At 53.5% G+C, this 26,927-nt stretch carries 26 protein-coding genes and 3 pseudogenes; 16 read left to right on the forward strand and 13 right to left on the reverse strand.

Features of this window, described 5'->3' with window-relative positions:
- The first annotated feature begins 1 nt into the window (after position 1).
- Positions 2-3,154, forward strand: a complete 3,153-nt coding sequence (gene oqxB, locus CWM66_RS11950) for a multidrug efflux RND transporter permease subunit OqxB (RefSeq protein WP_007371840.1) — start codon at positions 2-4, stop codon at positions 3,152-3,154.
- A gap of 66 nt (positions 3,155-3,220) precedes the next feature.
- Here oqxB and CWM66_RS11955 read toward each other — a convergent pair whose 3' ends face one another.
- Entirely contained in the window at positions 3,221-3,700 is a 480-nt protein-coding gene (locus CWM66_RS11955) for an Rrf2 family transcriptional regulator (protein ID WP_007371841.1), read from the reverse strand.
- A gap of 228 nt (positions 3,701-3,928) precedes the next feature.
- Here CWM66_RS11955 and CWM66_RS11960 point away from each other — a divergent pair.
- Positions 3,929-4,051, forward strand: a pseudogene (locus tag CWM66_RS11960) (IS3 family transposase); the annotation flags it as partial.
- On the opposite strand, the pseudogene CWM66_RS29525 reads toward CWM66_RS11960, so the two are convergent.
- A pseudogene (locus tag CWM66_RS29525) lies at positions 4,047-4,144 on the reverse strand (transposase); the annotation flags it as partial. The pseudogenes CWM66_RS11960 and CWM66_RS29525 sit on opposite strands and share 5 nt — an antisense overlap.
- A gap of 213 nt (positions 4,145-4,357) precedes the next feature.
- On the opposite strand from CWM66_RS29525, the gene CWM66_RS11965 reads away from it, so the two are divergent.
- The 4 genes from CWM66_RS11965 to CWM66_RS11980 are packed head-to-tail and all read left to right on the forward strand — an operon-like array spanning position 4,358 to position 8,050.
- Positions 4,358-4,957, forward strand: coding sequence for a MarR family winged helix-turn-helix transcriptional regulator (locus CWM66_RS11965; protein WP_146159931.1), 600 nt, complete (start codon positions 4,358-4,360; stop codon positions 4,955-4,957).
- Complete coding sequence (locus CWM66_RS11970; RefSeq protein WP_107146697.1) at positions 4,954-6,981, forward strand: FUSC family protein; 2,028 nt, start codon at positions 4,954-4,956, stop codon at positions 6,979-6,981. Before CWM66_RS11965 ends, CWM66_RS11970 begins: the two co-directional genes overlap by 4 nt.
- Positions 6,978-7,184 carry a DUF1656 domain-containing protein gene (locus CWM66_RS29530; RefSeq protein WP_007371844.1) on the forward strand — a complete coding sequence of 69 codons (207 nt, stop codon included), beginning with the start codon at positions 6,978-6,980 and terminating at the stop codon, positions 7,182-7,184. Before CWM66_RS11970 ends, CWM66_RS29530 begins: the two co-directional genes overlap by 4 nt.
- Positions 7,181-8,050: an efflux RND transporter periplasmic adaptor subunit gene (locus tag CWM66_RS11980; protein ID WP_233218384.1), complete on the forward strand. Its 870-nt coding sequence runs from the start codon at positions 7,181-7,183 to the stop codon at positions 8,048-8,050. Before CWM66_RS29530 ends, CWM66_RS11980 begins: the two co-directional genes overlap by 4 nt.
- 299 nt (positions 8,051-8,349) lie before the next feature.
- Here CWM66_RS11980 and CWM66_RS11985 read toward each other — a convergent pair whose 3' ends face one another.
- From CWM66_RS11985 to pth, 5 genes and pseudogenes are all read right to left on the reverse strand, one after another.
- Positions 8,350-8,892 (reverse strand): GNAT family N-acetyltransferase, encoded by a 543-nt coding sequence (locus CWM66_RS11985; RefSeq protein WP_035888506.1) that lies wholly within the window; start codon positions 8,890-8,892, stop codon positions 8,350-8,352.
- 273 nt (positions 8,893-9,165) lie between these two features.
- Positions 9,166-10,098, reverse strand: coding sequence for a DMT family transporter (locus CWM66_RS11990; RefSeq protein WP_081850757.1), 933 nt, complete (start codon positions 10,096-10,098; stop codon positions 9,166-9,168).
- A 300-nt stretch (positions 10,099-10,398) separates the two neighbouring features.
- Positions 10,399-10,578 (reverse strand): annotated as a pseudogene (locus CWM66_RS29265) (hypothetical protein); the annotation flags it as partial.
- A 169-nt stretch (positions 10,579-10,747) separates the two neighbouring features.
- A complete protein-coding gene (ychF, locus tag CWM66_RS11995) occupies positions 10,748-11,839 on the reverse strand; it encodes a redox-regulated ATPase YchF (RefSeq protein WP_007371850.1) in 1,092 nt (363 codons plus the stop codon).
- A gap of 126 nt (positions 11,840-11,965) precedes the next feature.
- Positions 11,966-12,550 carry an aminoacyl-tRNA hydrolase gene (gene pth / locus CWM66_RS12000; protein WP_107146698.1) on the reverse strand — a complete coding sequence of 195 codons (585 nt, stop codon included), beginning with the start codon at positions 12,548-12,550 and terminating at the stop codon, positions 11,966-11,968.
- A 271-nt stretch (positions 12,551-12,821) separates the two neighbouring features.
- On the opposite strand from pth, the gene ychH reads away from it, so the two are divergent.
- Both ychH and CWM66_RS12010 read left to right on the forward strand, forming a co-directional pair.
- Positions 12,822-13,097, forward strand: coding sequence for a stress-induced protein YchH (gene ychH / locus CWM66_RS12005; RefSeq protein WP_007371852.1), 276 nt, complete (start codon positions 12,822-12,824; stop codon positions 13,095-13,097).
- Positions 13,098-13,210: 113 nt separating this feature from the next.
- Positions 13,211-14,266: a MerR family transcriptional regulator gene (locus CWM66_RS12010; protein ID WP_107146699.1), complete on the forward strand. Its 1,056-nt coding sequence runs from the start codon at positions 13,211-13,213 to the stop codon at positions 14,264-14,266.
- Here CWM66_RS12010 and dauA read toward each other — a convergent pair.
- From dauA to lolB, 4 genes are all read right to left on the reverse strand, one after another.
- A complete protein-coding gene (gene dauA / locus CWM66_RS12015; RefSeq protein WP_007371854.1) occupies positions 14,252-15,931 on the reverse strand; it encodes a C4-dicarboxylic acid transporter DauA in 1,680 nt (559 codons plus the stop codon). The genes CWM66_RS12010 and dauA overlap by 15 nt on opposite strands.
- Positions 15,932-16,039: 108 nt before the next feature.
- A complete protein-coding gene (prs, locus tag CWM66_RS12020; RefSeq protein WP_007371855.1) occupies positions 16,040-16,987 on the reverse strand; it encodes a ribose-phosphate diphosphokinase in 948 nt (315 codons plus the stop codon).
- Between the two features lie 123 nt (positions 16,988-17,110).
- Positions 17,111-17,977: a 4-(cytidine 5'-diphospho)-2-C-methyl-D-erythritol kinase gene (gene ispE / locus CWM66_RS12025; protein ID WP_007371856.1), complete on the reverse strand. Its 867-nt coding sequence runs from the start codon at positions 17,975-17,977 to the stop codon at positions 17,111-17,113.
- Positions 17,974-18,597 (reverse strand): lipoprotein insertase outer membrane protein LolB, encoded by a 624-nt coding sequence (lolB, locus tag CWM66_RS12030; protein ID WP_007371857.1) that lies wholly within the window; start codon positions 18,595-18,597, stop codon positions 17,974-17,976. The genes ispE and lolB overlap by 4 nt, the downstream gene beginning before the upstream one ends.
- Before the next feature lie 201 nt (positions 18,598-18,798).
- On the opposite strand from lolB, the gene hemA reads away from it, so the two are divergent.
- The 6 genes from hemA to kdsA are packed head-to-tail and all read left to right on the forward strand — an operon-like array spanning position 18,799 to position 24,119.
- A complete protein-coding gene (gene hemA / locus CWM66_RS12035; RefSeq protein ID WP_035889882.1) occupies positions 18,799-20,055 on the forward strand; it encodes a glutamyl-tRNA reductase in 1,257 nt (418 codons plus the stop codon).
- Positions 20,056-20,097: 42 nt separating this feature from the next.
- Positions 20,098-21,180, forward strand: coding sequence for a peptide chain release factor 1 (gene prfA, locus CWM66_RS12040; RefSeq protein ID WP_007371859.1), 1,083 nt, complete (start codon positions 20,098-20,100; stop codon positions 21,178-21,180).
- Positions 21,180-22,019 carry a peptide chain release factor N(5)-glutamine methyltransferase gene (gene prmC / locus CWM66_RS12045; protein ID WP_035889844.1) on the forward strand — a complete coding sequence of 280 codons (840 nt, stop codon included), beginning with the start codon at positions 21,180-21,182 and terminating at the stop codon, positions 22,017-22,019. Before prfA ends, prmC begins: the two co-directional genes overlap by 1 nt.
- Before the next feature lie 6 nt (positions 22,020-22,025).
- Positions 22,026-22,418, forward strand: coding sequence for an invasion regulator SirB2 (gene sirB2 / locus CWM66_RS12050; protein ID WP_079517838.1), 393 nt, complete (start codon positions 22,026-22,028; stop codon positions 22,416-22,418).
- A 3-nt stretch (positions 22,419-22,421) separates the two neighbouring features.
- Positions 22,422-23,231, forward strand: coding sequence for an invasion regulator SirB1 (sirB1, locus tag CWM66_RS12055; protein ID WP_007371862.1), 810 nt, complete (start codon positions 22,422-22,424; stop codon positions 23,229-23,231).
- A 36-nt stretch (positions 23,232-23,267) separates the two neighbouring features.
- Positions 23,268-24,119, forward strand: coding sequence for a 3-deoxy-8-phosphooctulonate synthase (gene kdsA / locus CWM66_RS12060; protein ID WP_007371863.1), 852 nt, complete (start codon positions 23,268-23,270; stop codon positions 24,117-24,119).
- A 52-nt stretch (positions 24,120-24,171) separates the two neighbouring features.
- On the opposite strand, the gene chaA is transcribed toward kdsA, so the two are convergent.
- Positions 24,172-25,272 (reverse strand): sodium-potassium/proton antiporter ChaA, encoded by a 1,101-nt coding sequence (gene chaA / locus CWM66_RS12065; RefSeq protein ID WP_090396733.1) that lies wholly within the window; start codon positions 25,270-25,272, stop codon positions 24,172-24,174.
- Between the two features lie 275 nt (positions 25,273-25,547).
- Between chaA and chaB the strand changes: the two genes are divergently transcribed.
- Complete coding sequence (gene chaB, locus CWM66_RS12070) at positions 25,548-25,778, forward strand: putative cation transport regulator ChaB (RefSeq protein WP_007371865.1); 231 nt, start codon at positions 25,548-25,550, stop codon at positions 25,776-25,778.
- A gap of 172 nt (positions 25,779-25,950) precedes the next feature.
- Positions 25,951-26,649, forward strand: a complete 699-nt coding sequence (locus CWM66_RS12075) for a gamma-glutamylcyclotransferase (RefSeq protein WP_007371866.1) — start codon at positions 25,951-25,953, stop codon at positions 26,647-26,649.
- A gap of 4 nt (positions 26,650-26,653) precedes the next feature.
- Here CWM66_RS12075 and CWM66_RS12080 read toward each other — a convergent pair whose 3' ends face one another.
- Positions 26,654-26,899, reverse strand: coding sequence for a DUF1883 domain-containing protein (locus tag CWM66_RS12080; RefSeq protein ID WP_007371867.1), 246 nt, complete (start codon positions 26,897-26,899; stop codon positions 26,654-26,656).
- Between the last annotated feature and the right edge of the window lie 28 nt (positions 26,900-26,927).

Here is a 26,927-nt window from a genome sequence, read left to right on the forward strand (position 1 = left end):
CATGGACTTTTCCCGCTTTTTTATCGACAGGCCGATTTTTGCCGCGGTGCTGTCGATTCTGATTTTTATTACAGGATTAATCGCCATCCCGCTGTTGCCGGTCAGCGAATATCCTGACGTCGTACCGCCAAGCGTGCAGGTACGAGCGGAGTATCCAGGTGCCAACCCGAAAGTGATTGCAGAGACCGTGGCGACGCCGCTGGAAGAAGCGATCAACGGTGTTGAGAACATGATGTACATGAAATCCGTCGCAGGCTCCGACGGCGTACTGGTGACCACCGTAACGTTCCGTCCGGGTACAGACCCCGATCAGGCGCAGGTTCAGGTGCAAAACCGGGTATCACAGGCTGAAGCGCGTCTGCCGGAAGATGTGCGGCGTTTGGGCATTACTACCCAGAAACAATCGCCGACGCTCACGCTGGTGGTGCATCTGTTTTCGCCTGGCGGTAAATACGATTCACTGTATATGCGTAACTACGCCACGCTGAAAGTGAAGGATGAGCTGGCGCGTCTGCCCGGCGTTGGTCAAATTCAGATTTTTGGCGCGGGCGAATACGCGATGCGCATCTGGCTGGATCCCAATAAGGTGGCGGCACGCGGGTTGACTGCCTCGGATGTGGTGACAGCGATGCAGGAGCAAAACGTCCAGGTTTCAGCAGGGCAGCTTGGCGCCGAGCCGCTGCCGAAAGAGAGCGATTTCCTGATCTCGATTAATGCCCAGGGGCGTCTGCACACCGAAGAAGAGTTTGGCAATATTATTCTGAAAACGTCGGAAGACGGCTCGCTGGTACGCCTGCGCGACGTGGCGCGTATAGAAATGGGTTCCGGCAGCTATGCGCTGCGTTCCCAGTTGAATAATAAAGACGCGGTCGGGATTGGTATCTTCCAGTCTCCAGGGGCGAACGCCATCGATTTGTCGAATGCGGTGCGCGCCAAAATGAACGAACTGGCCACGCGTTTCCCGGAAGATATGAAATGGGCGGCACCTTACGATCCGACGGTTTTTGTTCGCGATTCCATTCGCGCGGTCGTGCAAACGCTGCTGGAAGCGGTGGTGCTGGTGGTACTGGTGGTGATTCTGTTTCTGCAAACCTGGCGCGCGTCGATTATTCCGCTGATCGCGGTGCCGGTATCGGTCGTGGGAACGTTCAGTATTCTCTACCTGCTTGGCTTCTCGCTTAATACCCTGAGTTTGTTCGGGCTGGTATTGGCTATTGGTATCGTTGTGGATGACGCCATCGTGGTGGTGGAAAACGTTGAGCGTAATATTGAAGAGGGGCTGGCTCCTCTTCAGGCGGCGCATCAGGCGATGCGGGAAGTTTCCGGGCCGATTATCGCCATTGCGCTGGTGCTGTGCGCGGTGTTCGTGCCGATGGCGTTTCTCTCCGGGGTGACCGGTCAGTTCTACAAACAGTTTGCGGTGACTATCGCGATTTCGACGGTGATCTCCGCCATCAACTCGCTGACGCTCTCTCCGGCACTGGCTGCTCTGTTGTTAAAGCCGCACGGCGCACCGAAAGACTTCCCGACCAGGCTTATTGATCGTCTGTTCGGTTGGATTTTCCGCCCGTTTAACCGCTTTTTCCACCGTAGCTCAAACGGCTATCAGGGGCTGGTTGGCAAAACGCTCGGACGACGTGGTGCGGTGTTTGTGGTTTATGTGCTGCTGCTCTGCGCCGCTGGCGTTATGTTTAAAGCCGTCCCCGGCGGGTTTATTCCTACTCAGGATAAGCTCTATTTAATTGGCGGTGTGAAAATGCCGGAAGGCTCTTCGCTGGCGCGCACCGATGCGGTGATCCGCAAAATGAGCGAAATCGGTATGAATACCGAAGGCGTGGATTATGCGGTCGCCTTTCCAGGGCTTAATGCGTTGCAGTTCACCAATACGCCGAATACCGGGACGGTCTTTTTTGGTCTGAAACCGTTCGACCAGCGTAAACATACTGCGGCGGAAATTAACGCTGAGATCAACGCGAAAATCGCACAAATCCAGCAGGGCTTTGGTTTCTCCATTTTGCCGCCGCCGATTTTAGGGCTGGGTCAGGGTTCTGGCTATTCGCTCTACATCCAGGATCGCGCCGGTCTTGGTTATGGCGCGCTGCAAAACGCGGTGAATACGATGTCCGGTGCGATTATGCAGACGCCGGGGATGCATTTCCCGATCTCAACCTACCAGGCCAACGTTCCGCAACTGGATGTGCAGGTCGATCGTGATAAAGCGAAAGCGCAGGGTGTGTCGCTGACCGACCTTTTCGGTACGCTGCAAACTTATCTGGGCTCGTCTTATGTGAACGATTTTAACCAGTTCGGGCGCACCTGGCGCGTGATGGCGCAGGCCGACGGGCCATTCCGTGACAGCGTGGAAAATATTGCTAATTTGCGCACCCGTAATAATCAGGGCGAAATGGTGCCGATCGGCAGTATGGTGCATATCACTACCACGTACGGGCCTGATCCGGTGATTCGCTACAATGGTTATCCGGCGGCAGATCTTATTGGCGATGCCGATCCTCGCGTACTCTCTTCCGCACAGGCGATGACGCAACTTGCCGGGATGTCTAAGCAGATATTGCCGAATGGGATGAATATTGAGTGGACGGATCTGAGCTTCCAGCAGGCCACGCAGGGCAACACTGCGCTGATCGTCTTCCCGGTCGCGGTTCTGCTGGCTTTCCTGGTGCTGGCGGCACTGTATGAAAGCTGGACGCTGCCGCTGGCGGTGATCCTTATCGTCCCGATGACGATGCTGTCCGCGCTGTTTGGTGTCTGGCTGACCGGCGGTGATAACAACGTGTTTGTGCAGGTTGGTCTGGTGGTACTGATGGGGCTGGCCTGTAAAAACGCGATTCTTATCGTCGAGTTTGCCCGCGAGCTGGAAATTCAGGGGAAAGGTATCATGGAAGCGGCGCTGGAAGCTTGCCGCCTGCGTTTACGCCCGATTGTGATGACCTCCATCGCTTTTATTGCCGGGACGATTCCGCTGATCCTCGGCCACGGCGCGGGTGCAGAAGTGCGCGGCGTCACCGGGATCACGGTGTTTTCCGGTATGCTGGGAGTAACGCTGTTTGGTCTGTTCCTGACGCCGGTGTTTTACGTTACGCTGCGTAAATTTGTTACGCGCGGCAAACCGGTAAGCGACGTTCTGCCTGCGTAGGATGTTGCAAATAACAAAAAACCGCCTTCACTGTGAAGGCGGTTTTTTTTCGCGATAAGGAAATAGTTAATGCGCTTTTTTATACCAGGTATCAATTTCAGGCACCGGAACGCATCCGCTGGTATCGGCTTTTTTGACCTCTTCCAGCGCGCTTGCCACGGTATGCTGCGCTAATACCTCTAATGAAGCCCGCTCCGCTTCATCAGCAATAGATTTGAAGTACCAGCAAGCGTTGGCGCTGACCACGCAGCGGGCCGGAATATCGGGACGCGACGCCCACAGCTTTTTATCTTCTGTGACGGAAACGTAGATATCGCGCAGGGTGATCTGTTCCGCCGGGCGACCAAGATGAATAGAACCGTTGCGGCCAAGCGTTGAGACAATAATGCCGTCACGCGTAAGTGGAACCATTAATTTGCGGATAAAGCTCGGATTAGCTTCCAGGCCGTAGGCCAGAATCGCACTTGTCGAACGTTCACCTAATTGCTCCGCCATCGCTACGCTGAGAACCATCTGCAAAGCTGTCGGGAAGCGGTAATCTAACATTTTATTGTCCTGGGTTGCGGTGAATCTTGTTCTTTTTGGCACCGCAGAGGTGAAAAATCAATAAACAACAATATAACAAATACGGGATTTTTTTTGAAGACGTCCACGATTGACCTGGCTCGTAAAAAAGAGTTTCCAGCGCGCGCCGGATGTGAGCAAAGTATCAATCTGTGTACTTTTTTCTTGCCGCGTTGCAGGGAGATCATGTGAGACTGAATCGTTACAGATTTGAGCGGTAAATGTTATCCCGAAGAGTTTGAAATTGAAGCAGTCAAACGAGTCGTTGATTGTGGCCATTCTGTTTCCAGCGTTGTAACCGCTCTTGATATCACCACCCACACTCTTTTTTCTTCTTCCAGTTATAAAGAGTGGCCTCAGAAATGCCCATCTTTTTGCAGAGTGCTCCAACGCTATCTGTTCTTCGGCATAGCGGGTCTTTTTCATGGCTGATATGCCTCCCCCGGTAAAGTGGAAAAGAACCGAATACTCCGGTTTAGCCTGGCACTGTTTCAGGAGATCGCCTGTTCAGCCAAGTACTTAAGGCCGGACGTGTGCCGTCCCCCACGCTCTGGCAGTGACAGTGCATGCCTGGGCTGCGCGTCTATATGGATAAACGCCAAATCAATTACACAATAAAAAAACAGGCTAATAGATGACTTGTCATTGATTTTAGATGATGCGTCATCTATTTTAAATGACGCATCATCTATTTCATTAACTGAACCACTGCAAAAGTTGAAGGCAACTGCCCGTGAATTAACCCTGTCATGTTTTAAACAACCACAGGAAAACAAATTAATGGCGAGTGATAAAAGAAAAGGCTTTGGTCGCCTGCTTCTGGCCGTAAGCCAGTCCTGGCGAAGAGCCCTGACCCAGCACCTGAGCAAGGAGGGGGTATCCGGAACCGCCGCATTACTGGTACTGGAAATGCTTCATCTGGGAAGCAGACAATTAAGACAGTATGAACTGGCCCGGCGACTGGGGCTGGAAAACTCGGCAGTTGTCCGCCTGCTTGACGGACTTGAAAACAGCGGGTTTGTATGCAGGCAGGAAGATCCCGTTGACCGGCGGGCAAAATTGCTGAGTCTGACGGAAAAGGGGATTGATCTCGGAAACCGGCTGGATCACCTTGCCGGTAGCCTGCGGCTGCAAATTCTCAGCAATATTCCGCAGGAAGACCTCGAAATCGTTGAAAAAACCCTGAGCTGTATGCTGGAAAACCTGGATTCCTGCAATGAACGGGGTCGACGTCCATGAAAGCCCAGGTATCTGATATCTGGACGACGGAAGCGGTGATTTTTTCACTTAAAACATTCGCTGCCGCCATGCTGGCATACTGGATCGCAGTAAAGTTTAATCTTAACAATCCCTACTGGTCTGTAGGCACCGTTTACATTGTCGCGCATCCCTTAATGGGTGCCACCACCTCTAAGGCGGTGTACCGGATGGGAGGAACCATTCTGGGCGCGATTGCCATCATAATTCTGGTTCCTAACCTGGTCTCATCGCCTGAGCTTCTTTCTGTCGGCATGGCATTATGGACGGCTGGCTGCCTTTTTATCAGCATGCTCGATCGTTCCCCGAAAAGTTATCTCTTCATGCTTGCCGGTTATACCGCCGTGCTCACGGGATCCACTATTGTGGACACGCCGGGCACCACGTTCGATGTAGCAGTCTCACGGGTTGAAGAAATCTTCGTGGGTATTCTCTGTATCGCATTGTTCAGCCGCGGCATTTTTCCCCAGAAAGCGAGCCAGGTACTGTCACGAAGGGTGGATTTGTGGCTTGAAAATGCGAATGCGCTGACCCGGGATGTGTTGTCAGGGAGTGTGAATTCCCCCCGTACTTTACAGTTACGACAGACGCTGGCTACCGATGCCGTTGATCTTCGCAATTTCGCCACGCACGTGGGGTACGAAAGCCACGATGACAGAAGACTGGCTGAAAGAATGACCATCTTACTGGAGAGGATGGTCACCCTGCTGCCCTTACTGTCTGAAGTGTATGACCTCAGAATGAGGACAATATCGGACAATCAGGCAAAAGAGTGGTTTTCCAGGGTTTCCGGCTGGCTGGAAGAGCCTGCTGATAACCACAATGAAAAAGAAAATCTGCTGTCCTTGTTCAGCCAGGCACAAAATCACCCGCATGATAAAGAACCGACCTGGGATACGTTGTACCGTAACCGTCTTGCAGTGCAACTGCATGAATTGACGGAAGTCTGGAGCGACTGCCTTACCCTCCGGCGCGATATTACCAGCGGAGAGGTTCATGAAACCGACTACAAACCCAGGCGTAAAGTCGGAATGCTTCCGGACTATGGCATGGCCTTTCTCTCTGCTGCCGCTGTTTGTGTTTCCATCATACTGGCCTGTTCACTGTGGGTTTTAACCGGATGGAGCTATGGCAGCGCTGCCGTACAGATGGTGAGCGTTATATGCTGTACCATGGCCACCCTGGATGATGCTGTTCCTGTAGTCAGAAAAATGCTTGAACTGACCCTGGCCACCGTGGGCATTTCTTTCGTCTATCAGTTCGGGATATTCCCTTTTATAGAGAGTCTGGGATTCATTCCCCTTATATCATCGCTGGGGTTATTTCTGATACCGGTTGGCGTTTTACTTGCCACCCCCTCAAAGTGGTTTACCGGGTTTGTGTTGAGTGTGAACCTGGTCTTCATGCTTCAGTTACGCCAGAAATTAACGCTGGATTTACCGACATTCCTGAATGCAAACATTGCGACAGTTGCCGGTATTGTCATAGCCATAATGACATTGTCCACATTTCGAACCATCGGCGCAGAGACAAGTGTAAGGCGACTACTGAAAGCCAGCTGGAGAATGATCGTACAGTTCATCAGTTCGGAGAGACGCGCCAGTGATGAGAGGATGACCCATCACATACTGAACCAATTGGGGCTGCTTGTTCCACGGATGGCGGCAGTACCACCCGAATCAGATATATACGCCACTGATTTACTGAGGGATCTCAGAGCAGGTTTATGCGTAATGGATATACAGAATAATAAAATCTCTGTGACGGTTGCACAAAGGGACAGCCTCGAACAGCTGCTTCTCTGTGTTGCGGCTTATTACAAGGGAAAGATTAACGGACAGACCAGCATTCAGACACAGTTGGAATATCACCTTAATAACTGCCTTCAGGTCATGTCAGGATCAAATGACGGACAACCTGTGTCCGGTCCTCTTATCCGCAATGCCCTGGCTGGCCTTCATACGGCTTTATTACCACTCCAGAACAACGCCGAGGTAAATAAATGAACACTGATATTGATGTTTATGGTGTTTATGTCCCGTCTCTCCTGTTCATCATGATCGCCTGTTATCTGTTATTCCGTACCCTGCACTGGGTTTTGTCTGTAGCCGGTTTTTACCGGTATGTATGGCACCGTCCGCTATTTGATATAGCCACATATTTCGTTCTCTTTTTCGGTTGCACGTTATTGTCAGGGACATTCAAATGAAACCATTTAATCTACGGTGGGGTCAGATCCTGTTAACGATGGCAATGCTGGCATGTGCTGCATTACTCGGCTGGCATGTCTGGGACTATTATATGTACGCGCCATGGACCCGCGATGGCAAGGTCAGTGCAGATGTGGTGCAGATAGCACCGGAAGTGTCCGGTACCGTTCTGAAAGTGAACGTGGCAGACAATCAGTTTGTGCATCGTGGTGAAATCCTTTACCAGATAGATCCTGAGCGCTTTCAGCTTGCCCTGCAGGAGGCTGTGGCCACCCTGGATTCCAAAAACTTTTCCATGAATCTCAAGAAATCAATGGCAAATCGTCGAACGCTTCTTGGTACGGCATCGGAATCCAGAGAAACGATTGAGCAGGCGGCCAGCGACGCGAAGGTTGCGCTGGCGGACTTTCAGAGTGCGCAGACCGAGGTTAATATCGCCAGGCTGAATCTGGAGAAAACGACAGTACGGGCTCCGGCCGACGGGTATGTAACTAATCTAAGTCTGCGGACAGGGGATTTTGCCACCTCTGGTGTCACCAGTGTCTCGATCCTTGAAACGGACAGCTTCCGTGTTATTGGTTATTTTCAGGAGACACAACTCGGACGCATTAAAGTGGGTGATAAAGTGAAGATAAAACTGATGGGCAGTAACAGGCAACTGGCCGGACATGTGGAAAGCTTCGGAAGAGGCATCTCAGACAGTAACACAGCGGCAGACCACTTAGGGCTTCCAAACGTGGAACCGGTGTTTAACTGGGTCAGGCTGGCGCAGCGCATTCCGGTCCGTATTAAAATTGATAATATTCCCCCGGAAACCAGACTTTCGTCAGGTATGACGGCGGGTGTTTCTGTCATTTATCAGTGATATTTCCCGGCCGTGTTGCATGCAGTAAAAAAGATTAAATCAGTAAATATGTGAGTGGACGGAACATTCATTTCAGTCAACTCACTATTTTTAATGACGGGTTTTATTTCCTGCGGGAATTGTCTGACGGGTAAAGCTGGTGCGCTAATGAAGAGAGGAGAAATAAACCCTCCTGAAAATATGAACTCCCTTTATAAAAGTCTGCTATGAGCGAAAAGGGACGTTCTGCCGCTTGCGCAGAACGTCCGCAACAGAATCTGCTCAGTGAAGGACTATCCCAAAATGGGCTGGTCAAGAATTTACAAACCCGAATTAAGCGCTTTCTGGCGTACCAGTAATCGCACCTGCTTGCCACGGTAGTTAACATAATTTTGAAACTGAAACCCAAAGCGCTCAGCTAAATAATTTGAACGTTTATTTTCTTCATCAATAATACAGCACACCGGGGAGGAAAATGTCTTATCGGCCCACAGCAGAATTGCGGCCAGCGCTTCAGTTGCATAACCTTTACCACGCGCTTCTGGCATTAACGTCCATCCCGCTTCAGGATATTCCAGAGCAGGGGTGATATCCCGATGAGCATCCTGAAAGCCAAACGAACCAGCATAACGGTTTGTTGATTTTTCAAATACTGCCCAGTAACCATAACCCAACATCTGCCAGTGCCCGATATCGCGTAATAAACGGGTCCAGACCATATCTGTAGTCGGCATTTCGCCGCCATTGATCTTAACCATTTCCGGAGTCGCCCAGCATTCCTTGAGCGCCGGGAAATCTTCGAGTGTAAATTGCTTTAAAATCAGGCGTTCTGTTTCAAGCTGCGGCGCTTGCTGTGTAATCATTGTTTCCCCCATTATTCTTAGCTCTATGTTTGGTTAAATTTACCATCATGAGCGGTTCATCTCCGAAAAAATCCATAAAAAGAGGGCCATATTCGCTTCACGCCCTCAAACATCCGACAAACTTTTTATGACATCTGTAAGGGTGGGGCACTCCGGTCAGGCACTGATTTCAGCCCAGGCCTCTGCAGGATAGTGATCGCCGATTGTTCACACTGTCATAAAACATAGCCGGATGACTGACATAGCCAGTTCAGAATACAGGGCTGCAGGTTATTACGGTGCTGGCTTCCCGGCGACGCGATGCTGGACTGCAGACAGGAGCCGTCCATCCAGAATCATTAGTCCGGCAGCCAGAATACTCATCCCGATGAGCTTATCAGCAGTCAGGGATTCGCCCAGCAACGCAAAGCCAGCCAGCACAGCCGTGACGGGGATAAGAAAGGTCACCAGCATCAGGTTGGTTGCTCCGGCGCTCGCTAGCAGACGGAAAAAAATCAGATACGCCACGGCGGTGGAGAAAATTGCCAGACCTGCAAGAGCCATCCAGCAGATGGCGTCTGCGTGCAGTAATGTATTGATATTACCGTTCAGGAAAGCCACAGGTAACGTCAGCAACGCGGAGGCTGTCAGTTGTCCTGCTGCGGGTACCAGCGGTGACAGACCTGCCCGCATAAACCGCCGTCCCCAGAGGCTGGCAATGGCATAGCTGAGGGCGGCAGCCAGCACGGCAAGTTCTGCGGCCAGGCTGTGATCCTCACCGGCAAGATTTTCATGGCCCAGCATGTATGCAACGCCGCCAAAGCCGGTTAACAGGCCAACGCAACGACTCCAGGAAAGACGGTCATCTGATGTAAAACGGTGCGCCAGCAGTATGGTAAAAAGCGGCGTGGTGGCGTTAAGTATGGCTGCCGTGCCGCTGGCAATGTGTGACTGTCCCCAGGCGATAAGCAGGAACGGCAGAACATTATTAAGCAATCCCATAACCATGAAACTACCCCAGAGTTTTGCGCTGTGCTGCACAGGTGTCCGGGAGATTAACAACACGCTCCACAGTACGGCTGCTGCAAGCGTGACTCGTGCCGCCACCAGTGGCAACGGAGGGATATATCTCACCAGAATGCCGTTGAAGAAAAAAGAACCGCCCCAAAGCAATGAGAGCAGGAAAAGCAGACTCCAGTCGGAGTATTTCATGTGTTTTGCGTTCACAACAGCGTTGCTCCAGAGTGATCCCGTTGTCATACGGTATTAATAACTCTGGGATATTGGCAGTAAAAACGATTTATATTCAGCCCCTTTTTTAGAAAAACTCAACGATGCGGGACAATCTTCCTTCTCACAGGGTTCTGAGAGTGTTTGAATCCGTTGCCAGGTATCTCAATATGACCCGGACCGGAACCCCAACGGGGCCGTGAGTCTGCACATCAGAGACTTTGAGAGTCAGCCTGGCATTGTCTTTCTGGTAAATGGCTGTGGACTGGCTCTTTCCGCGGCTTGCTTCGGTGCTTACTCGCATTTCTCTCGCGCTTCGGCGAGTTTTACTGCTGGATACTCATCTAATGCGAACTTGCTGGATTTGCCGTTGTGCTTCACTTCAGGGCCGGGGCCGTTGAAGTCATTAAGTCGATAGAGTTTTTCTTTCAACCCGGCAGTGTGTGTCAGTGAGCATGGCGAGTCCTTGTCAGCTATTGCATTCACTTAAAGTGAAGATGGAAACTGAGTGTTCTCATTTCTGTCTGCGTCGTGGCGAGATTATGTGTGAAGCCATGAAAAGAAAAAATCCACGCAGCTGCGTGGATTTTCGGGGGATTGTTGATGAACATGCGATGCGTGAGATCGCATGAGACAACAGAAACGATTAGACGTTGAACAGGAAGTTCATCACATCGCCATCTTTAACGATGTACTCTTTGCCTTCTGCACGCATTTTGCCGGCTTCTTTCGCGCCTTGCTCGCCTTTGTAAGCAATAAAGTCTTCATAAGCGATGGTTTGCGCGCGGATAAAGCCTTTTTCAAAGTCGGTGTGGATTTTACCGGCGGCCTGCGGAGCCGTTGCGCCAACCGGGATTGTCCAGGCGCGAACTTCTTTCACACCGGCGGTGAAGTAGGTTTGCAGGTTCAGCAGGGCATAACCTGCGCGGATCACGCGGTTCAGGCCCGGTTCTTCAAGACCCAGTTCGGCCATGAACTCATCACGCTCTTCGTCATCCAGCTCGGCGATATCCGATTCAACCGCGGCACAAACCGGCACAACTACAGAGCCTTCTTTTTCCGCGATGGCGCGAACCTGGTCCAGATACGGGTTGTTTTCGAAACCGTCTTCATTGACGTTAGCGATGTACATGGTTGGTTTCAGCGTCAGGAAGCTCAGATAACGAATGGCTTCTTTCTCTTCTTTGCTCAGATCCAGCGCGCGCAGCATACCGGCGTTTTCCAGCTGCGGCAGGCATTTCTCCAGCGCGGCCAGTTCAACTTTCGCATCTTTATCGCCGCCTTTTGCTTTCTTGGACACGCGATGAATCGCGCGCTCGCAGGTTTCCAGATCGGACAGCGCCAGTTCGGTATTGATAACGTCGATATCTTCCGCCGGGTCAACTTTACCGGCAACGTGGATGATATTGTCGTTTTCAAAGCAGCGTACAACGTGGCCGATGGCTTCGGTTTCGCGGATGTTGGTCAGGAACTGGTTGCCCAGGCCTTCACCTTTGGACGCGCCTTTTACCAGGCCGGCGATATCAACAAATTCCATCGTGGTCGGCAGAATGCGCTGAGGCTTAACGATTTCCGCGAGTTTGTCCAGACGCGGATCGGGCATCGGTACGACACCGGTGTTCGGCTCAATAGTACAGAAGGGGAAGTTTGCCGCTTCAATACCTGCTTTGGTGAGCGCGTTGAACAGGGTGGATTTACCTACGTTGGGCAGACCAACGATACCGCATTTGAATCCCATGATGTAATTACCTTAATCTCTTGATAATCAACCCGTTGAGTAAAACGGATTGTAGAAAAGTGAATAACTTTGCCTATTATACACGTAACCGATGTAACGCGCGGCAAAATTGCCGCTGCAGTGGGGCTACTGTGCCTTAAAGGCGTGCAGGCGGTTGGTGGCTTTGGTTAAACCGTCCTTCAGCCAGATCTCTGTACAACGTGCCGCTTCGTCAATGGCTTCATCGATCAGCTTCTGTTCAGAAACCGGCGGTTTGCCCAGTACAAAACCGACAACTTTGTTTTTATCCCCCGGATGACCGATACCTACGCGCAAACGGTGAAAATTGGGGTTATTCCCCAGTTTACTGATGATGTCTTTCAGGCCGTTATGGCCGCCGTGTCCACCGCCCAGTTTGAACTTCGCCACGCCAGGCGGCAGATCCAGCTCGTCATGCGCGACAAGGATTTCATCCGGATTGATGCGATAAAAAGTCGCCATCGCCGCCACCGCTTTGCCGCTCAGGTTCATAAAGGTGGTCGGCACCAGCAGACGTACATCTTCGCCCGCCAGATTAATGCGCGAGGTATAACCGAAAAATTTCGGTTCATCGCGCAGCGGAGCGCGCGCGCTCTCTGCCAGTAAATCGACATACCAGGCGCCCGCATTGTGGCGTGTCGCAGCGTATTCAGCGCCAGGGTTCGCCAGCCCGACAATCAGTTTAATCGTCACTTTTTATTCCTGACCAGGTCAATATCCGGCGCGTAGTTTACGTTGTGCGGGGCGCGATGACAAAATTCTCACGGTATCAGGTGGAAAATGATAATGATTGCTCACCTCAATCATTCGAAATTCAAGTAGTTCAATCGCTTATTTGTAAATTTCTGTTAGTCAAACATATGTAATTGTGATCGTGCCCGCAACCGCCAAAAAGAGCACTGTCTATACTTTATTCACAAGGATTGGGGTTTTCCCATCCAACCCGTCGTTCCGGAGGTGACATATGAAACGCAAAAACGCTTCGTTACTCGGTAATGTGCTCATGGGGTTGGGGTTGGTAGTGATGGTTGTCGGTGTTGGTTACTCTATTCTAAACCAACTTCCACAGCTTAACCTGCCGCAATTTTTTGCGCACGGCGCGGTACTCAGTATCTTCCTCGGAGCTGTTCTCTGGCTCGCAGGCGCCCGCGTAGGAGGCCATGAGCAGGTGTGCGATAAATACTGGTGGGTTCGCCACTATGACAAACGCTGCCGCCGTGACCGGCAACATCACAGCTAAAGATGAATTTTTCAATAACGGCTCCTGATCGAGCCGTTTTTTTTTGTGTTCTGCTTGACCCTCACGTAACGTCAGGCCCGAAAGTCCGGTCTGTGGAGAAGAAGGGGGAAGCCATGTTGATTCAGGTTGGAGAGTTGTCGCGGCGGGCGGGAATCAGCGTGCGCACGCTGCATCACTATGAACATATTGGTTTGCTGCTGCCTACTGCCCGAAATGCCGCCGGTTATCGGCTCTATAACCTTGCTGATGTGAAACGCCTGCATATGATTCAGGCGCTGGCGAAATCAGGAATGGAACTGGCGGCAATTAATGATTATCTGGCGCAGGAGACGCGTCCGCTGGCGGAATTGCTGGATCAGCAAATTACAATGCTTGATAAACAAATGCGTGACATTGTCACATTACGTCATCAGCTCATAGCTTTGCGTGACGGTCTTGCCAGCGGTGCGGAGCCTGACCTGGAGTCATGGCTACAGACACTGGAGATGATGAAAATGTACGATCGTTGGTTTACCCCGCAAGAGCTACAGGAATTGCCGTTTGCCACGCCAGACGAGACGCGGGAGCAGGCCTGGGCCGAAATGGTGAGTGAAGCGCAGAAATTGTTGTCGGAAAATTGCCCGCCGGACGATACGCGTGCGATGAATCTGGCGACGCGCTGGATGAGCCGTCTTGAAGACGATACGGCGAATAAGCCGGAGTTTCTTACCCGCTTAAACGAGATGCACAGCGTCGAACCACAGATGCGCGAGCAAACCGGCATTACGCAAAGCATCGTCGATTTTATTACCCGCAGTTTCGCAGAAAGTAAACTCGCTATCTGGCAGCGTTATCTGTCGCCAGAAGAGATGGCCTTCACACGGGCCCACTATTTTGACCGCATGATGGAGTGGCCGCCGCTGGTGGCAAAACTGCATCTCGCCCAGCGACAATCACTGGATCCGCAGTCGGAAGAGGCGCAGGCGTTGGCGCAAAACTGGCTGGCGCTGTTCCAGTCTTACGCCGGAACGGATGCGCAGACGCAACAAAAGTTTCGCACTGCGATGCAGCAGGAACCACACCTGATGAAGGGGACATGGATGACGCCCGAAGTGCTGCAATGGCTACAACGGGCGATAGAGGTGATGATGCGGAATCGTTATTCCGCATCCGGTTCACAGATCGGCTAATGCCGCGTCGCGATTAGGGAAGAAAGACAGTCGGCCAGGGATGGGCTGCACACCGGCGCGCGCCAGCGTGCGTAACGGCTGAAACTCCAGATTGCTGACCCGCAGCTCGGTACCTTCCGGCAGGCGGGCAACAAAACGGCGGAAAGCATCCAGCCCGCCAGCATCGAGCACCGGCACGGCATCCCACTTCAGCACGACAATTCGCTTACCGGCGATGCGGGTTTCCAGATCGCTGAACACACCTTCCGCAGCGGCAAAGAACAGCGGGCCAATAACGCGCAGCACCAGCACGTCATCCGGCACGCTGACATTCACTGCCGCCAGGTGCGTCATCCGCGCAATGCGGCGCATAAACAGCAGCGAGGCCAGCACAATCCCGACGCTAATGGCGATAACCATATCGAACAGCACCGTCAGCGACATACACATCAACATCACCACAATGTCATCGGCGGGCGCGCGACGCAGCAGATCGATCACTTTGTGCGCTTCACTCATATTCCACGCCACCATTAACAGCAGCGCGGCCATCGCCGACAGCGGCAGCCAGGAGAGCAGAGGCGCCAGCGCCAGTAATGCCAGGATCACCAGCAGTGCGTGGATCACGGCCGAAATGGGCGAAGTGGCACCCGCGCGCACGTTGGCGGCAGAGCGGGCAATCGCTGCCGTCGCGGTGATACCGCCAAAGAACGGCGCGATAATATTCCCCATGCCCTGGCCAATCAGTTCGCTGTTGGCTTTGTGTTTGGTGCCGGTCATTCCGTCCAGCACCACCGCGCAGAGCAGCGATTCAATGGCGCCCAGCATGGCCATCGAAAACGCGGCGGGCAGCATCGCCTGGAGTGAGTTCCAACTGAGGGTGAAATTCGAACCCGGCAGATCCCACGGCAACACCAGTTGCGGCAGAAGCTGAGGGATACCGTTGCCCTGTGTGCCATCTGCCAGCGTGTACTGGAACTGGGAACCGATAGTAGCAACATGGCCGCCGAGCAGGTTCACTACCAGCATAACCGCACAGCCAGCCAGCAGCGCAGGCAAGTGGCCGGGCAAACGTAAGCGTAAGCGCGGCCAGAGAACCAGCGTTGCCAGTGTTGTCACGCCGATTGCTGCATCGCCAAAATTAATGGTGGGCAGCGCCATCACCAGTGCGCCAACTTTTTGCAGGTAATGTTCCGGGACATGCGTCATATGCAGCCCGAGAAAATCTTTAAGCTGCATTGTGGCGATGGTGATACCAATACCAGAGGTGAAACCGAGCGTCACGGAAAGCGGAATATATTCAATCAACCGGCCAAAACGCGCCAGCCCGAAGAGGATCAGGAACACCCCGGACATCAACGTGGCAACCAGCAGGCCCGCAAGGCCAAACTGTTGTGACACCGGGTAGAGGATCACCACAAACGCAGCGGTCGGGCCGGAAACGCTGTAGCGTGAACCACCGCTCAGGGCGATAACGATACCGGCAATCGCCGAGGTATACAGGCCATATTGTGGCGCGACACCGCTGCCAATCGCCAGCGCCATCGACAGGGGAATGGCGATAATCCCGACGGTGATACCGGCGATGAGATCGCGGGTAAAGCGAGCCATCGTGTATTTTTCTTTCCAGCACGCCTCAATTAACGCGCGGAAAGGCAGAACATGTGGAGTGAAAAATTTATTCACGATGTTATTTCATCCTGGAGGTGGAAATTAATAACGACTTAATAAATCATACAAATGACATTCAAAGATAAAAAAACCCGCCGCAGCGGGTTTTCTATTCAGCAGCGATTAATGTTCGAACATCGCAGAAATAGATTCTTCGTTGCTGATACGACGGATAGCTTCGGCCAGCATGCCAGACAGCGTCAGCGTACGTACGTTCGGCAGCGCTTTGATCTCTTCGCTCAGCGGAATGGTGTCGCAGACTACCACTTCGTCGATCACGGAGTTGCGCAGGTTATTCACCGCATTACCAGAGAAAATCGGGTGCGTCGCGTAAGCAAATACGCGTTTTGCGCCACGCTCTTTCAGCGCTTCTGCCGCTTTGCACAGCGTACCACCGGTATCGATCATATCGTCAACCAGTACGCAGTCGCGGTTAGCCACGTCGCCGATGATGTGCATCACCTGAGAGACGTTAGCGCGCGGACGGCGTTTGTCGATGATCGCCATATCGGTATCGTTCAGCAGTTTGGCGATAGCACGGGCGCGAACCACGCCGCCAATGTCCGGAGAAACCACGATAGGGTTGTCCAGGTTCAGTTGCAGCATATCTTCGAGCAGGATCGGGCTACCGAACACGTTATCAACCGGCACATCGAAGAAGCCCTGAATCTGTTCAGCATGCAGGTCAACGGTCAACACGCGGTCAACGCCAACGCTGGAAAGGAAATCAGCAACGACTTTTGCGGTAATTGGCACACGGGCAGAACGTACGCGACGGTCCTGGCGGGCGTAGCCGAAATAAGGAATGACCGCGGTGATACGGCCTGCGGAAGCACGACGCAGCGCATCAACCATGACAACCAGTTCCATCAGGTTGTCGTTTGTGGGAGCACAAGTGGACTGGATGATGAAAATATCACCACCGCGTACGTTTTCATTAATTTGTACGCTGACTTCGCCGTCGCTAAAGCGACCTACAGCGGCGTCGCCGAGAGAAGTGTACAGGCGGTTGGCAATACGTTGTGCTAGTTCCGGGGTAGCGTTACCAGCAAAAAGCTTCATATCAGGCACGAGAAGAACCTCAGGCATGCGTCCAGTGGTGGATAGAATACGCCAGAATGTGCGGTCAGGGCGAAATTCTATCCATGCGGTGTATTAAAGAGCGCGATGCAACGTCTGGAACATGTGACGTTGTCACCGGAGCTCAGCTTGCCCGGCGATGGTTTGTGCTAGCGGCGAGAGGTTGACGCCTCGCGCGACAAAACCGTGCAACCATTCCGGGGCTTGCTCAAGCACCTGACGAGCGGCGGATTCGGTGTCAAATTCGGAAAAGACACAGGCTCCTGTGCCAGTCAGGCGCGACGGCGCGTATTCTAACAGCCAGGAAAGCGCGGCATCAACCTCGCGAAAACGTTTTCTTGCGATAACCTCGCAATCGTTGCCGAATTCACAATTTAGCAACGTTTCGATTGACCGCTTCGGTGTCGCTCTTGGTAACTCAGGATCTTTGAAAATGACCGGCGTGGGAATGCTGACGCCCGGATGCGCCACCAGATACCATTTCTCTGGTGGATTAACCGGCGTCAGGATCTCGCCAATTCCTTCAGCAAAGGCCGCATGCCCGCGCACAAATACCGGGACATCCGCGCCCAGTTGCAGGCCAAGCGCTGCCAGCTCATCAACGCTCAGTTGGCAGCCCCATAAATGATTCAAGGCAACCAACACGGTCGCGGCATTCGATGAACCGCCGCCAAGGCCGCCGCCCATTGGCAGACGCTTATCAATCGCAATATCGGCGCCGCTGCCCTCAGGATAACGCCCGGTTTCGCGGGCGCGTTTAATCAGCAAACGTGCAGCGCGCACGATCAGATTCTCTTCGTCAGGCACCCCGGCAACGGGGGTTAACAGACGGATTTCACCGTCGCTGCGCGGTTCGATGGTCAGCGTATCGCCATAATCGAGAAACTGAAAAAGCGTCTGTAAGGTGTGATAGCCGTCAGCTCGCTGGCCGGTAATGTATAAAAACAGGTTAAGTTTCGCCGGAGCGGGCCAGGTTGTCATTTTACAATCCAGTTATCCATCTTTAGCTTGATACGCTGGCTGCCGTCGCTCAGCTCCATATTTGCAGGCATTGCCGGCTGGGTTTTGCTGTCATATCCGCCATAAACGACTTTCCAGCTTTTACCGCCCTGGCTGTAGTTCAGCTCGCTCAGGCGATACTGATCGTCAAGTTTGTAATCGGTGGCATTACCCGGCAGACCGAGGATCCATTGGCGCAGGCTATTGAGCGGGATAGGCATGCCGGTCAGCTTGCCGATCATCTCTTCGGCATCGTCAGCGGTATAGCGCTGGCCTTTATTATCGACCAGTTGCACATTGCCCGGCTGCGCATTCAGCTCCAGTTCGGTGCTGCCCAGCGGGTTGGTCAGCAGCAAACGGTAACGATCTTCGCCTGTCTGCTGCCAGAAGAAGCGGGCGTAGACTTTTTGCTGATCGGACAGGTAAGCGAAGGCACCGCGCGTCTGATACTGACTTAATGCGCGCACCTGCTGCTGATGCTGACGCCACTGCGGCGAATCCGGGCTTTGCCCCGGTCCTTTGGGCGCGTTGAGCGTACAGGCGGTCAAAACGAGGCTGGCCAGCGGCAGCAGGCGAATAAAGCGGAAGTCCGACAGAGTCATAACGATGACAAATCCTTGAGAGAGGTTGCGGTGATTAGGCTTAATGCTAGCGCCGCACTGTAACAGCGTCTACGTTCAAGTTGTCTTAAATCATTAAAATACCAATTACTCCGAAAGGAGAGTCTCTCTTTTATTGACCGTGCGCATCCTGTATGATGCGTGCAGTCTAACCTTATCAACGTTGGTACTATTCCCGCGCTCATGACCCTTTTAGCTCTTGGCATCAACCACAAAACGGCACCCGTTTCGCTGCGAGAACGCATTGCATTTTCGCCGGATACGCTTGACCAGGCGCTGGAAAGCCTGCTCTCGCAGCCGATGGTGCAGGGTGGAGTGGTGCTTTCAACCTGTAACCGCACCGAGCTTTATTTGAGCGTCGAAGAGCGGGAAAACCTGCGTGAAGCGCTGGTTCGCTGGTTGTGTGATTACCATCACCTGAGCGAAGAGGAAGTGCGCCAGAGTCTTTACTGGCATCAGGATAATGACGCCGTCAGCCATTTAATGCGCGTAGCGAGCGGGCTGGATTCTCTGGTGCTTGGCGAGCCGCAAATTCTCGGCCAGGTGAAAAAAGCCTATGCCGATTCGCAGCGCGGGCACGGCAATGCCAGCGATCTGGAACGCATGTTCCAGAAATCCTTCTCCGTGGCTAAACGGGTGCGTACGGAAACCGATATAGGCGCCAGCGCCGTGTCGGTCGCCTTTGCCGCCTGTACGCTGGCGCGGCAGATCTTTGAATCCCTCTCGACGGTTACCGTATTGCTGGTTGGCGCGGGCGAAACCATTGAGCTGGTTGCCCGCCATCTGCGCGAACACAAAGTGCAGAAGATGATCATTGCTAACCGTACGCGTGAGCGCGCGCAGGTGCTGGCGGAGGAAGTCGGCGCGGACGTTATCTCCCTGAGCGAAATCGACGAGCGTCTGAAAGACGCTGATATTGTTATCAGTTCTACCGCCAGCCCGTTGCCGATCATCGGTAAAGGGATGGTGGAACGTGCGATGAAAGCGCGACGCAACCAGCCGATGCTGCTGGTGGATATCGCCGTGCCGCGCGACGTTGAGCCGGAAGTGGGGAAAGTGGCCAACGCTTATCTCTACAGCGTCGACGATCTGCAAAGCATCATTCAGCATAATCTGGCGCAACGTAAAGCCGCTGCGGTGCAGGCGGAAACCATCGTCGCCCAGGAAACCAGCGAATTTATGTCATGGCTGCGCGCGCAAAGCGCCAGCGAGACTATCCGTGAATACCGCAGCCATTCCGAAGCCGTGCGCGATGAGCTGACCGCTAAAGCGCTGGCTGCGCTGGAGCAGGGCGGCGATCCGCAGGTTATCATGCAGGACCTCGCGTGGAAGCTGACTAACCGGCTGATCCACGCCCCAACCAAATCTCTTCAGCAGGCCGCTCGTGACGGGGATGATGAGCGCCTGCATACTTTGCGCAACAGCCTCGGGCTGGATTAGCACAACACCACTCTCTGATTATTAAAAGGTGCATTTACGCCTATGAAGCCTTCTATCGTTGCCAAACTGGAAGCCCTGCATGAACGCCATGAAGAAGTTCAGGCGCTGCTGGGTGATGCGCAAACTATTGCCGACCAGGATCGTTTCCGTGCGCTGTCGCGGGAATATGCGCAGCTAAGCGATGTGTCGCGCTGTTTTACTGACTGGCAAAAGGTTCAGGAAGATATTGAAACGGCACAGATGATGCTCGACGACCCGGAAATGCGTGAAATGGCGCAGGAAGAGTTGCGCGATGCGAAAGAGAAAAGTGAGCAACTGGAGCAGCATTTACAGGTTTTACTCTTGCCGAAAGATCCGGATGACGAACGCAATGCCTTCGTTGAAGTGCGCGCGGGTACGGGCGGTGACGAAGCAGCATTATTTGCCGGCGATCTGTTCCGCATGTACAGCCGCTACGCGGAAGCCCGCCGCTGGCGCGTGGAGATCATGAGCGCTAACGAAGGCGAACATGGCGGCTATAAAGAAGTGATCGCCAAAATCAGCGGCGAAGGCGTCTACGGGCGTCTGAAGTTTGAATCGGGCGGCCATCGCGTGCAGCGCGTCCCGGCGACCGAATCACAGGGGCGTATTCACACTTCAGCCTGTACTGTTGCCGTCATGCCGGAGCTACCTGAAGCTGAGTTGCCGGATATCAACCCGGCGGATCTGCGTATTGATACTTTCCGCTCCTCCGGCGCGGGCGGCCAGCACGTTAACACCACCGACTCGGCAATCCGTATTACCCACCTGCCGACGGGGATTGTGGTCGAATGCCAGGACGAACGTTCACAGCATAAAAACAAAGCCAAAGCGATGTCGGTGCTGGGCGCGCGTATCCACGCGGCAGAGATGGCGAAACGCCAGCAGGCGGAAGCATCAACCCGCCGCAATCTGCTGGGCAGCGGCGATCGCAGCGATCGCAACCGCACATACAATTTTCCGCAGGGGCGCGTTACCGATCACCGCATCAACTTGACGCTCTACCGTCTTGATGAGGTGATGGAAGGCAAGCTCGATATGCTGATCGAGCCGATTGTGCAGGAATACCAGGCCGATCAACTGGCGGCGCTTTCCGAGCAGGAATAATGGACTATCAACAGTGGTTGCGTACGGCGATAAGCCAGTTGCAGACGAGCGAAAGCCCGCGCCGCGACGCTGAAATTCTGCTGGGGTTTGTAACCGGCAAAACGCGCACCTTCATTCTCGCTTTTGGTGAAACGGTGCTTACGGCGGAACAGCAGCAGCAACTGGATGCGCTGCTGGCACGACGTGCGCTTGGCGAACCGGTGGCGCATCTGGTCGGTGAGCGCGAATTCTGGTCGCTGCCGCTGTTTGTTTCTCCGGCGACGCTGATCCCGCGCCCGGACACGGAGTGCCTGGTTGAGCAGGCGTTAAACCGTCTTCCCGCTTCGCCGTGTCGCATTCTCGATCTGGGTACCGGCACCGGCGCGATCGCGCTGGCGCTGGCCAGCGAACGGCCGGATTGCCACGTTACTGCCGTCGATGTGGTTGCTGAAGCGGTAGCACTGGCGCAACGCAATGCGGAACACCTGGCGATTACCAACGTCAATATCCTGCAAAGTCGTTGGTTCAGTGCGCTTGCAGGGCAGCAGTTCGCCATGATTGTCAGCAATCCTCCCTATATTGACGAGCAGGATCCGCATCTCGCGCAGGGCGATGTCCGTTTTGAACCGCTGAGCGCGCTGGTGGCGGCCGATCATGGTCTCGCCGATTTACAGACCATCATTTGCGACGCGCGACGCTTTCTGCAGCCGGGTGGCTGGCTGCTGCTGGAACATGGCTGGCAGCAGGGCGCGGCGGTGCGTGCGCTGTTTTCACAATATGGCTGGCAGGAAGTGGAAACCTGCCGGGATTATGGCGGTAATGAGCGGCTGACGCTGGGAAAGCGGCCTTTACAGGAGTAATGCGCGATGCACGCCTTTAACATACTGATTACATTGCATTTGACCTGCGTTGCGTTGACCATTAGCCTGTTCGTTTTACGCTACTGGTGGAGCTGGGCGAACAACCCACGCGCGCAGGCCCGCTGGGTGCGGGTGGTGCCGCATGTGGTCGACAGCCTATTGCTGTTAAGCGGTGGCGGGTTGATGTGGGTAACGGGCTATTTACCTTTTACTGTTAAAGGCGCATGGCTGACTGAAAAGCTGTTTGGCGTTATCATCTACATCGTTTTGGGTTTTATCGCGCTTGGACGACATCGTCCGCGCAGCCAGCAAACGGGTTTTATCGCCTTTATGCTGGGGCTGGTGGTGCTGTACATCATCATTAAACTCGCCGCCACAAAAGTACCGATACTGGGGTAAGAAATGAGGTCGTTAGCTGATTTCGAATTTAACAACGCGCCATTATGCGACGGGATGATCCTTGTTTCAGAGCTGATTCGCGATGATTTTCCTTCATTGTACGTGCATGAAGAGCTGGAGCGTCTGCTGAGCCTGGCGCGAGAGGAAATAAGTCAGGCGAAGCCTCAGGACTGGCAGCTGGAAAAGCTCATTGAGTTGTTTTACGGCGAATGGGGTTTTAAAGACACGCGTGGGGTTTACCGTCTGTCTGATGCACTGTGGCTGGATAAAGTGCTGGAAAATCGTCAGGGAAGCGCCGTCTCTCTGGGGGCGATTTTATTGTGGGTCGCCGGGCGTCTCGACATTCCGCTGACGCCGGTCATTTTCCCGACGCAGCTGATCCTGCGTGCCGAGTGGCTGGACGGCGAAATGTGGCTCATTAACCCGTTTAATGGCGACACGCTGGACGAGCATACGCTCGAAGTCTGGCTGAAGGGCAATATCAGCCCGGTCGCTGAGCTGTTTAACGAAGATCTGGATGAAGCCGACAACGCTGAAGTGATCCGCAAGCTGCTGGATACCTTAAAGTCAGCGCTGATGGAAGAGCAACAGATGGAGCTGGCATTGCGCGCCAGTGAAGCGCTGTTACAGTTTAATCCGGAAGATCCCTATGAAATCCGTGACCGCGGGCTGATTTACGCCCAGCTTGATTGCGATCATGTGGCGCTGCACGACCTGAGTTACTTCGTCGAGCAGTGTCCGGAGGATCCGATTAGCGAGATGATCCGCGCGCAAATCAACACGATTTCGCACAAACAGATTACCCTGCATTAAAAGTAAGTTCCGATTCACACTTGATAAGGCGATTTTATGAAACAAAAAGTGGTCAGCATTGGCGACATTAACGTTGCGAACGACCTGCCGTTTGTGCTGTTTGGTGGTATGAACGTGCTGGAATCCCGCGATCTGGCGATGCGCATTTGCGAACACTACGTGACTGTGACCCAGAAACTGGGCATTCCGTATGTGTTCAAAGCCTCTTTTGATAAAGCCAACCGTTCTTCCATCAAGTCCTATCGCGGGCCGGGTCTGGAAGAGGGGATGAAAATTTTCCAGGAACTGAAACAGACCTTTGGCGTAAAAGTGATCACCGACGTGCATGAAGCTTCCCAGGCGCAGCCGGTGGCCGATGTGGTCGACGTGATTCAGCTTCCGGCATTCCTCGCCCGCCAGACCGACCTGGTGGAAGCGATGGCGAAAACCGGCGCGGTAATTAACGTGAAAAAACCGCAGTTCGTCAGCCCTGGCCAGATGGGCAATATCGTGGATAAATTCCATGAAGGCGGTAATGACAAAGTGATCCTCTGCGACCGCGGCGCCAACTTTGGTTATGACAACCTGGTTGTGGATATGCTCGGTTTCGGCGTGATGAAGAAAGTCTCCAATAACTCGCCGGTGATTTTTGACGTCACCCACGCACTGCAATGCCGCGACCCGTTTGGCGCGGCTTCCGGCGGCCGCCGTGCGCAGGTCACTGAACTGGCTCGCGCAGGGATGGCAACCGGACTGGCTGGCCTGTTTATTGAAGCGCACCCGGATCCGGACAACGCAAAATGCGATGGCCCGTCCGCGCTGCCGCTGGACAAACTCGAACCGTTCCTCAGGCAGATCAAAGCGATTGACGATCTGGTGAAAAGCTTCGACGAACTCGACACCGAGTAAAAAAACAAAACCCCGCAAATGCGGGGTTTTTTATCGGCCAGGTAAAAGGGCGTCAGGCAAATATCGTCATCAGGTAAGCCGCAAACAGCGCCATATGCGCCGCGCCGTTCAGCACATTAGTACGGCCGGTCGAGAAGGAGAGCTGGCACAGCAGCAGGGAGGACACCATCACAATCATCTCGGGCGCGCCAAGGCCAAAAACCAGGTGATTACCAGTGAGCCACGCAATCAGCGTAACGACCGGGACCGTCAGGGAAATGGTTGCCAGCACCGAACCAAAAAACAGATTCATGGCGCGCTGAACCTGATTATTCAGCACCGCTTTCAGCGCCCCAAGGCCTTCCGGCGACAGGATCAGCAGCGCCACCAGGAAACCGGTAAACGCGACGGGCGCATTCATCTCTGTCAGCAGTGCCTCCAGCGGTTTCGCGTTCATTTTGGTCACCGCGATCACTGCAATCAGATGCACGATCAGCCATACGGTATGCCACAAATTCCCGTGTGCAGACGGTTTGCCGTGATGCGGATCGTCGTCGTCGCTCTCGTCTTCATGCTCGTAAACAAACAGACTCTGGTGCGTTTTGGTCTGAATCAGCAAAAACACGCCGTACATCGCTGCCGAGATTAATGCCACCAGCAGCGACTGACCAATAGTGAAATTGGCCTCCGGCAGCGCCATCGGGAACACCAGCACAATAACCGCCAGCGGGAACAGGGCGATGAGATACTGCTTGATGCCGAACAGATTCATATACTGGGTGGCGAATTTACGCCCGCCGAGCAGCAGAGAGAACCCTACCAGCCCGCCGGTAACAATCATGATGATAGAGTAAAGCGTGTCGCGCATCAGCGTTGGCGCCGCATCGCCTGTCGCCATCAGCGCGGAAATCAGGCTCACTTCGAGGATCACCACCGAGAGACTCAGAATCAGCGAACCATAGGGCTCGCCCAGGCGGTGTGCGAGTACGTCAGCATGGCGAACCACGCTAAAGGCGCTGGAAAGAATACCGACCAGCGCCAGAATATTGATGCCAATCACCACTGGCAATGACTGCGAACTTCCCCAGAAAAGCAGCACGGCCAGCGCCAGCACCGGGAAAATGAGGGATGTCTCCTTGTGGCGGGTTTTAACCGCTTCGTGCATTGTTGTCATTATGATGCTCCGTCATAGTGCAGGTGTATGTGGATTATAGATAAAATTATCAGCGGCCTAAGATAGCAAAAAATCGCCAGTTTCAGTCGGGTTTTTACTTAGTTTTACTATCTCGATATCATTTTTATTCTAATGCCTGAAAAAATGATATCTCATGAAAATTATATTTATATAACAATGTGATGTGATTTTTTATTCGCAATAAATAATGGTGTGGTGGCAGTCGGCGGGATTATCAACCAGGCTTATTCATTTAGCCCAAAAGGAGCCAAAACATGCCCTATAAAGAGAAATCCGATCTTCCTGACAGCGTCCAGCATGTACTGCCTGCTCATGCGCAGGAAATTTATAAAGAGGCGTTTAATAGCGCCTGGGAGCAGTATAAAGACAAAGCCGATCGGCGCGATGACGCCAGCCGCGAAGAGACTGCGCATCGCGTGGCCTGGGCGGCCGTTAAACAGGATTATGAAAAAGGCGATGACGATCGCTGGCACAAAAAGAAGTAACACAATGAAATAATTACACTTCGCCATTTATAGCCATATTCAATGTGTTGGTGCTATTGCAAGCGGCCTGCGAATTGCATATGGTGCGTAGTAAGCTGCGCTTAAAGCAGCATTTGTCGGGAAGACAGCAGTAGAGCAGTCGCAGGGAAGCAGGCAGTGGCGGAGGTAAAAGATGTTAACACGTGATTTCTTGCGAACAGCCGATTGTAAAACGGCGTTTGGCGACATTGAGGAGTCGCTGTTATGGTCAGCGGAACAACGGGCCGCATCGCTGGCAGCGACGCTCGCTTGTCGTCCGGATGAGGGGCCAGTGTGGATTTTCGGCTACGGTTCGCTGATGTGGAACCCGGCGCTGGAATTTGAAGAGTCATGCACCGGAACGCTGGTTGGCTGGCATCGCGCATTTTGCCTGCGTTTAACCGCAGGGCGCGGAACGGCCTGTCAGCCTGGCCGCATGCTGGCGCTGAAAGAGGGCGGCCGTACGACCGGTGTCGCTTACCGTCTGCCGCAGGAAACGCTTACGGAAGAACTGTCGCTGCTGTGGAAACGCGAAATGATCACCGGCTGCTATATGCCGAGCTGGTGCAAGCTGGCGCTGGACGATGGCCGTGTTATTAACGCGCTGGTGTTTATTATGGATCCACGCCATCCACTCTACGAATCCGATACCCGCACGCAAACTATCGCCCCGTTGATTGCCTCTGCCAGCGGCCCGCTTGGCACCAATGCGCAGTATCTTTTCTCGCTTGAACAGGAACTGATTAAACTCGGCATGCACGATGACTGCCTGAATGAGCTGGTGGGGAGAGTGCGTGGCTTGCTGGAGGGAGAAAAACCAGGCCCGGACCTGCAACCTGGTTTTGTCTGTTGAGCGATTACGCTGCAACGTAGCTGATTGAGTGCTCCAGCGACTGGCTGTGGCTATCGATCAGCACGTTCCAGATCCCGCTGTAAGGCACCGCCAGATAGGCGCTTGCGCGGTTCTGGACGCTTAAAATATCGGTCTCCGCGTTAGCCGCGCTGCTCTTCTCGCTCATCAGATGAATATGACAATTTGCTGAACAACGAACGACAATCGTATCCCCGCCAAATAATTTCAAACTTGCTTTTACCACCGCCATTTTCCAACCCCGTAGTTTTATAACAACG

Origin of the sequence: Kosakonia sp. H7A (assembly GCF_003028445.1) — a bacterium.
Taxonomy (GTDB): domain Bacteria; phylum Pseudomonadota; class Gammaproteobacteria; order Enterobacterales; family Enterobacteriaceae; genus Kosakonia; species Kosakonia radicincitans.

Excerpts from the sequence above, each read along its gene's own strand:
- oqxB (WP_007371840.1), top strand. The coding sequence starts at position 2 with ATGGACTTTTCCCGCTTTTTTATCGACAGGCCGATTTTTGCCGCGGTG.
- CWM66_RS11955 (WP_007371841.1), bottom strand. The coding sequence starts at position 3,700 with ATGTTAGATTACCGCTTCCCGACAGCTTTGCAGATGGTTCTCAGCGTA.
- CWM66_RS11970 (WP_107146697.1), top strand. The coding sequence starts at position 4,954 with ATGAAAGCCCAGGTATCTGATATCTGGACGACGGAAGCGGTGATTTTT.
- CWM66_RS29530 (WP_007371844.1), top strand. The coding sequence starts at position 6,978 with ATGAACACTGATATTGATGTTTATGGTGTTTATGTCCCGTCTCTCCTG.
- CWM66_RS11980 (WP_233218384.1), top strand. The coding sequence starts at position 7,181 with ATGAAACCATTTAATCTACGGTGGGGTCAGATCCTGTTAACGATGGCA.
- CWM66_RS11985 (WP_035888506.1), bottom strand. The coding sequence starts at position 8,892 with ATGATTACACAGCAAGCGCCGCAGCTTGAAACAGAACGCCTGATTTTA.
- ychF (WP_007371850.1), bottom strand. The coding sequence starts at position 11,839 with ATGGGATTCAAATGCGGTATCGTTGGTCTGCCCAACGTAGGTAAATCC.
- ychH (WP_007371852.1), top strand. The coding sequence starts at position 12,822 with ATGAAACGCAAAAACGCTTCGTTACTCGGTAATGTGCTCATGGGGTTG.
- CWM66_RS12010 (WP_107146699.1), top strand. The coding sequence starts at position 13,211 with ATGTTGATTCAGGTTGGAGAGTTGTCGCGGCGGGCGGGAATCAGCGTG.
- ispE (WP_007371856.1), bottom strand. The coding sequence starts at position 17,977 with ATGACAACCTGGCCCGCTCCGGCGAAACTTAACCTGTTTTTATACATT.
- lolB (WP_007371857.1), bottom strand. The coding sequence starts at position 18,597 with ATGACTCTGTCGGACTTCCGCTTTATTCGCCTGCTGCCGCTGGCCAGC.
- hemA (WP_035889882.1), top strand. The coding sequence starts at position 18,799 with ATGACCCTTTTAGCTCTTGGCATCAACCACAAAACGGCACCCGTTTCG.
- prfA (WP_007371859.1), top strand. The coding sequence starts at position 20,098 with ATGAAGCCTTCTATCGTTGCCAAACTGGAAGCCCTGCATGAACGCCAT.
- prmC (WP_035889844.1), top strand. The coding sequence starts at position 21,180 with ATGGACTATCAACAGTGGTTGCGTACGGCGATAAGCCAGTTGCAGACG.
- sirB2 (WP_079517838.1), top strand. The coding sequence starts at position 22,026 with ATGCACGCCTTTAACATACTGATTACATTGCATTTGACCTGCGTTGCG.
- sirB1 (WP_007371862.1), top strand. The coding sequence starts at position 22,422 with ATGAGGTCGTTAGCTGATTTCGAATTTAACAACGCGCCATTATGCGAC.
- kdsA (WP_007371863.1), top strand. The coding sequence starts at position 23,268 with ATGAAACAAAAAGTGGTCAGCATTGGCGACATTAACGTTGCGAACGAC.
- chaA (WP_090396733.1), bottom strand. The coding sequence starts at position 25,272 with ATGACAACAATGCACGAAGCGGTTAAAACCCGCCACAAGGAGACATCC.
- chaB (WP_007371865.1), top strand. The coding sequence starts at position 25,548 with ATGCCCTATAAAGAGAAATCCGATCTTCCTGACAGCGTCCAGCATGTA.
- CWM66_RS12075 (WP_007371866.1), top strand. The coding sequence starts at position 25,951 with ATGTTAACACGTGATTTCTTGCGAACAGCCGATTGTAAAACGGCGTTT.
- CWM66_RS12080 (WP_007371867.1), bottom strand. The coding sequence starts at position 26,899 with ATGGCGGTGGTAAAAGCAAGTTTGAAATTATTTGGCGGGGATACGATT.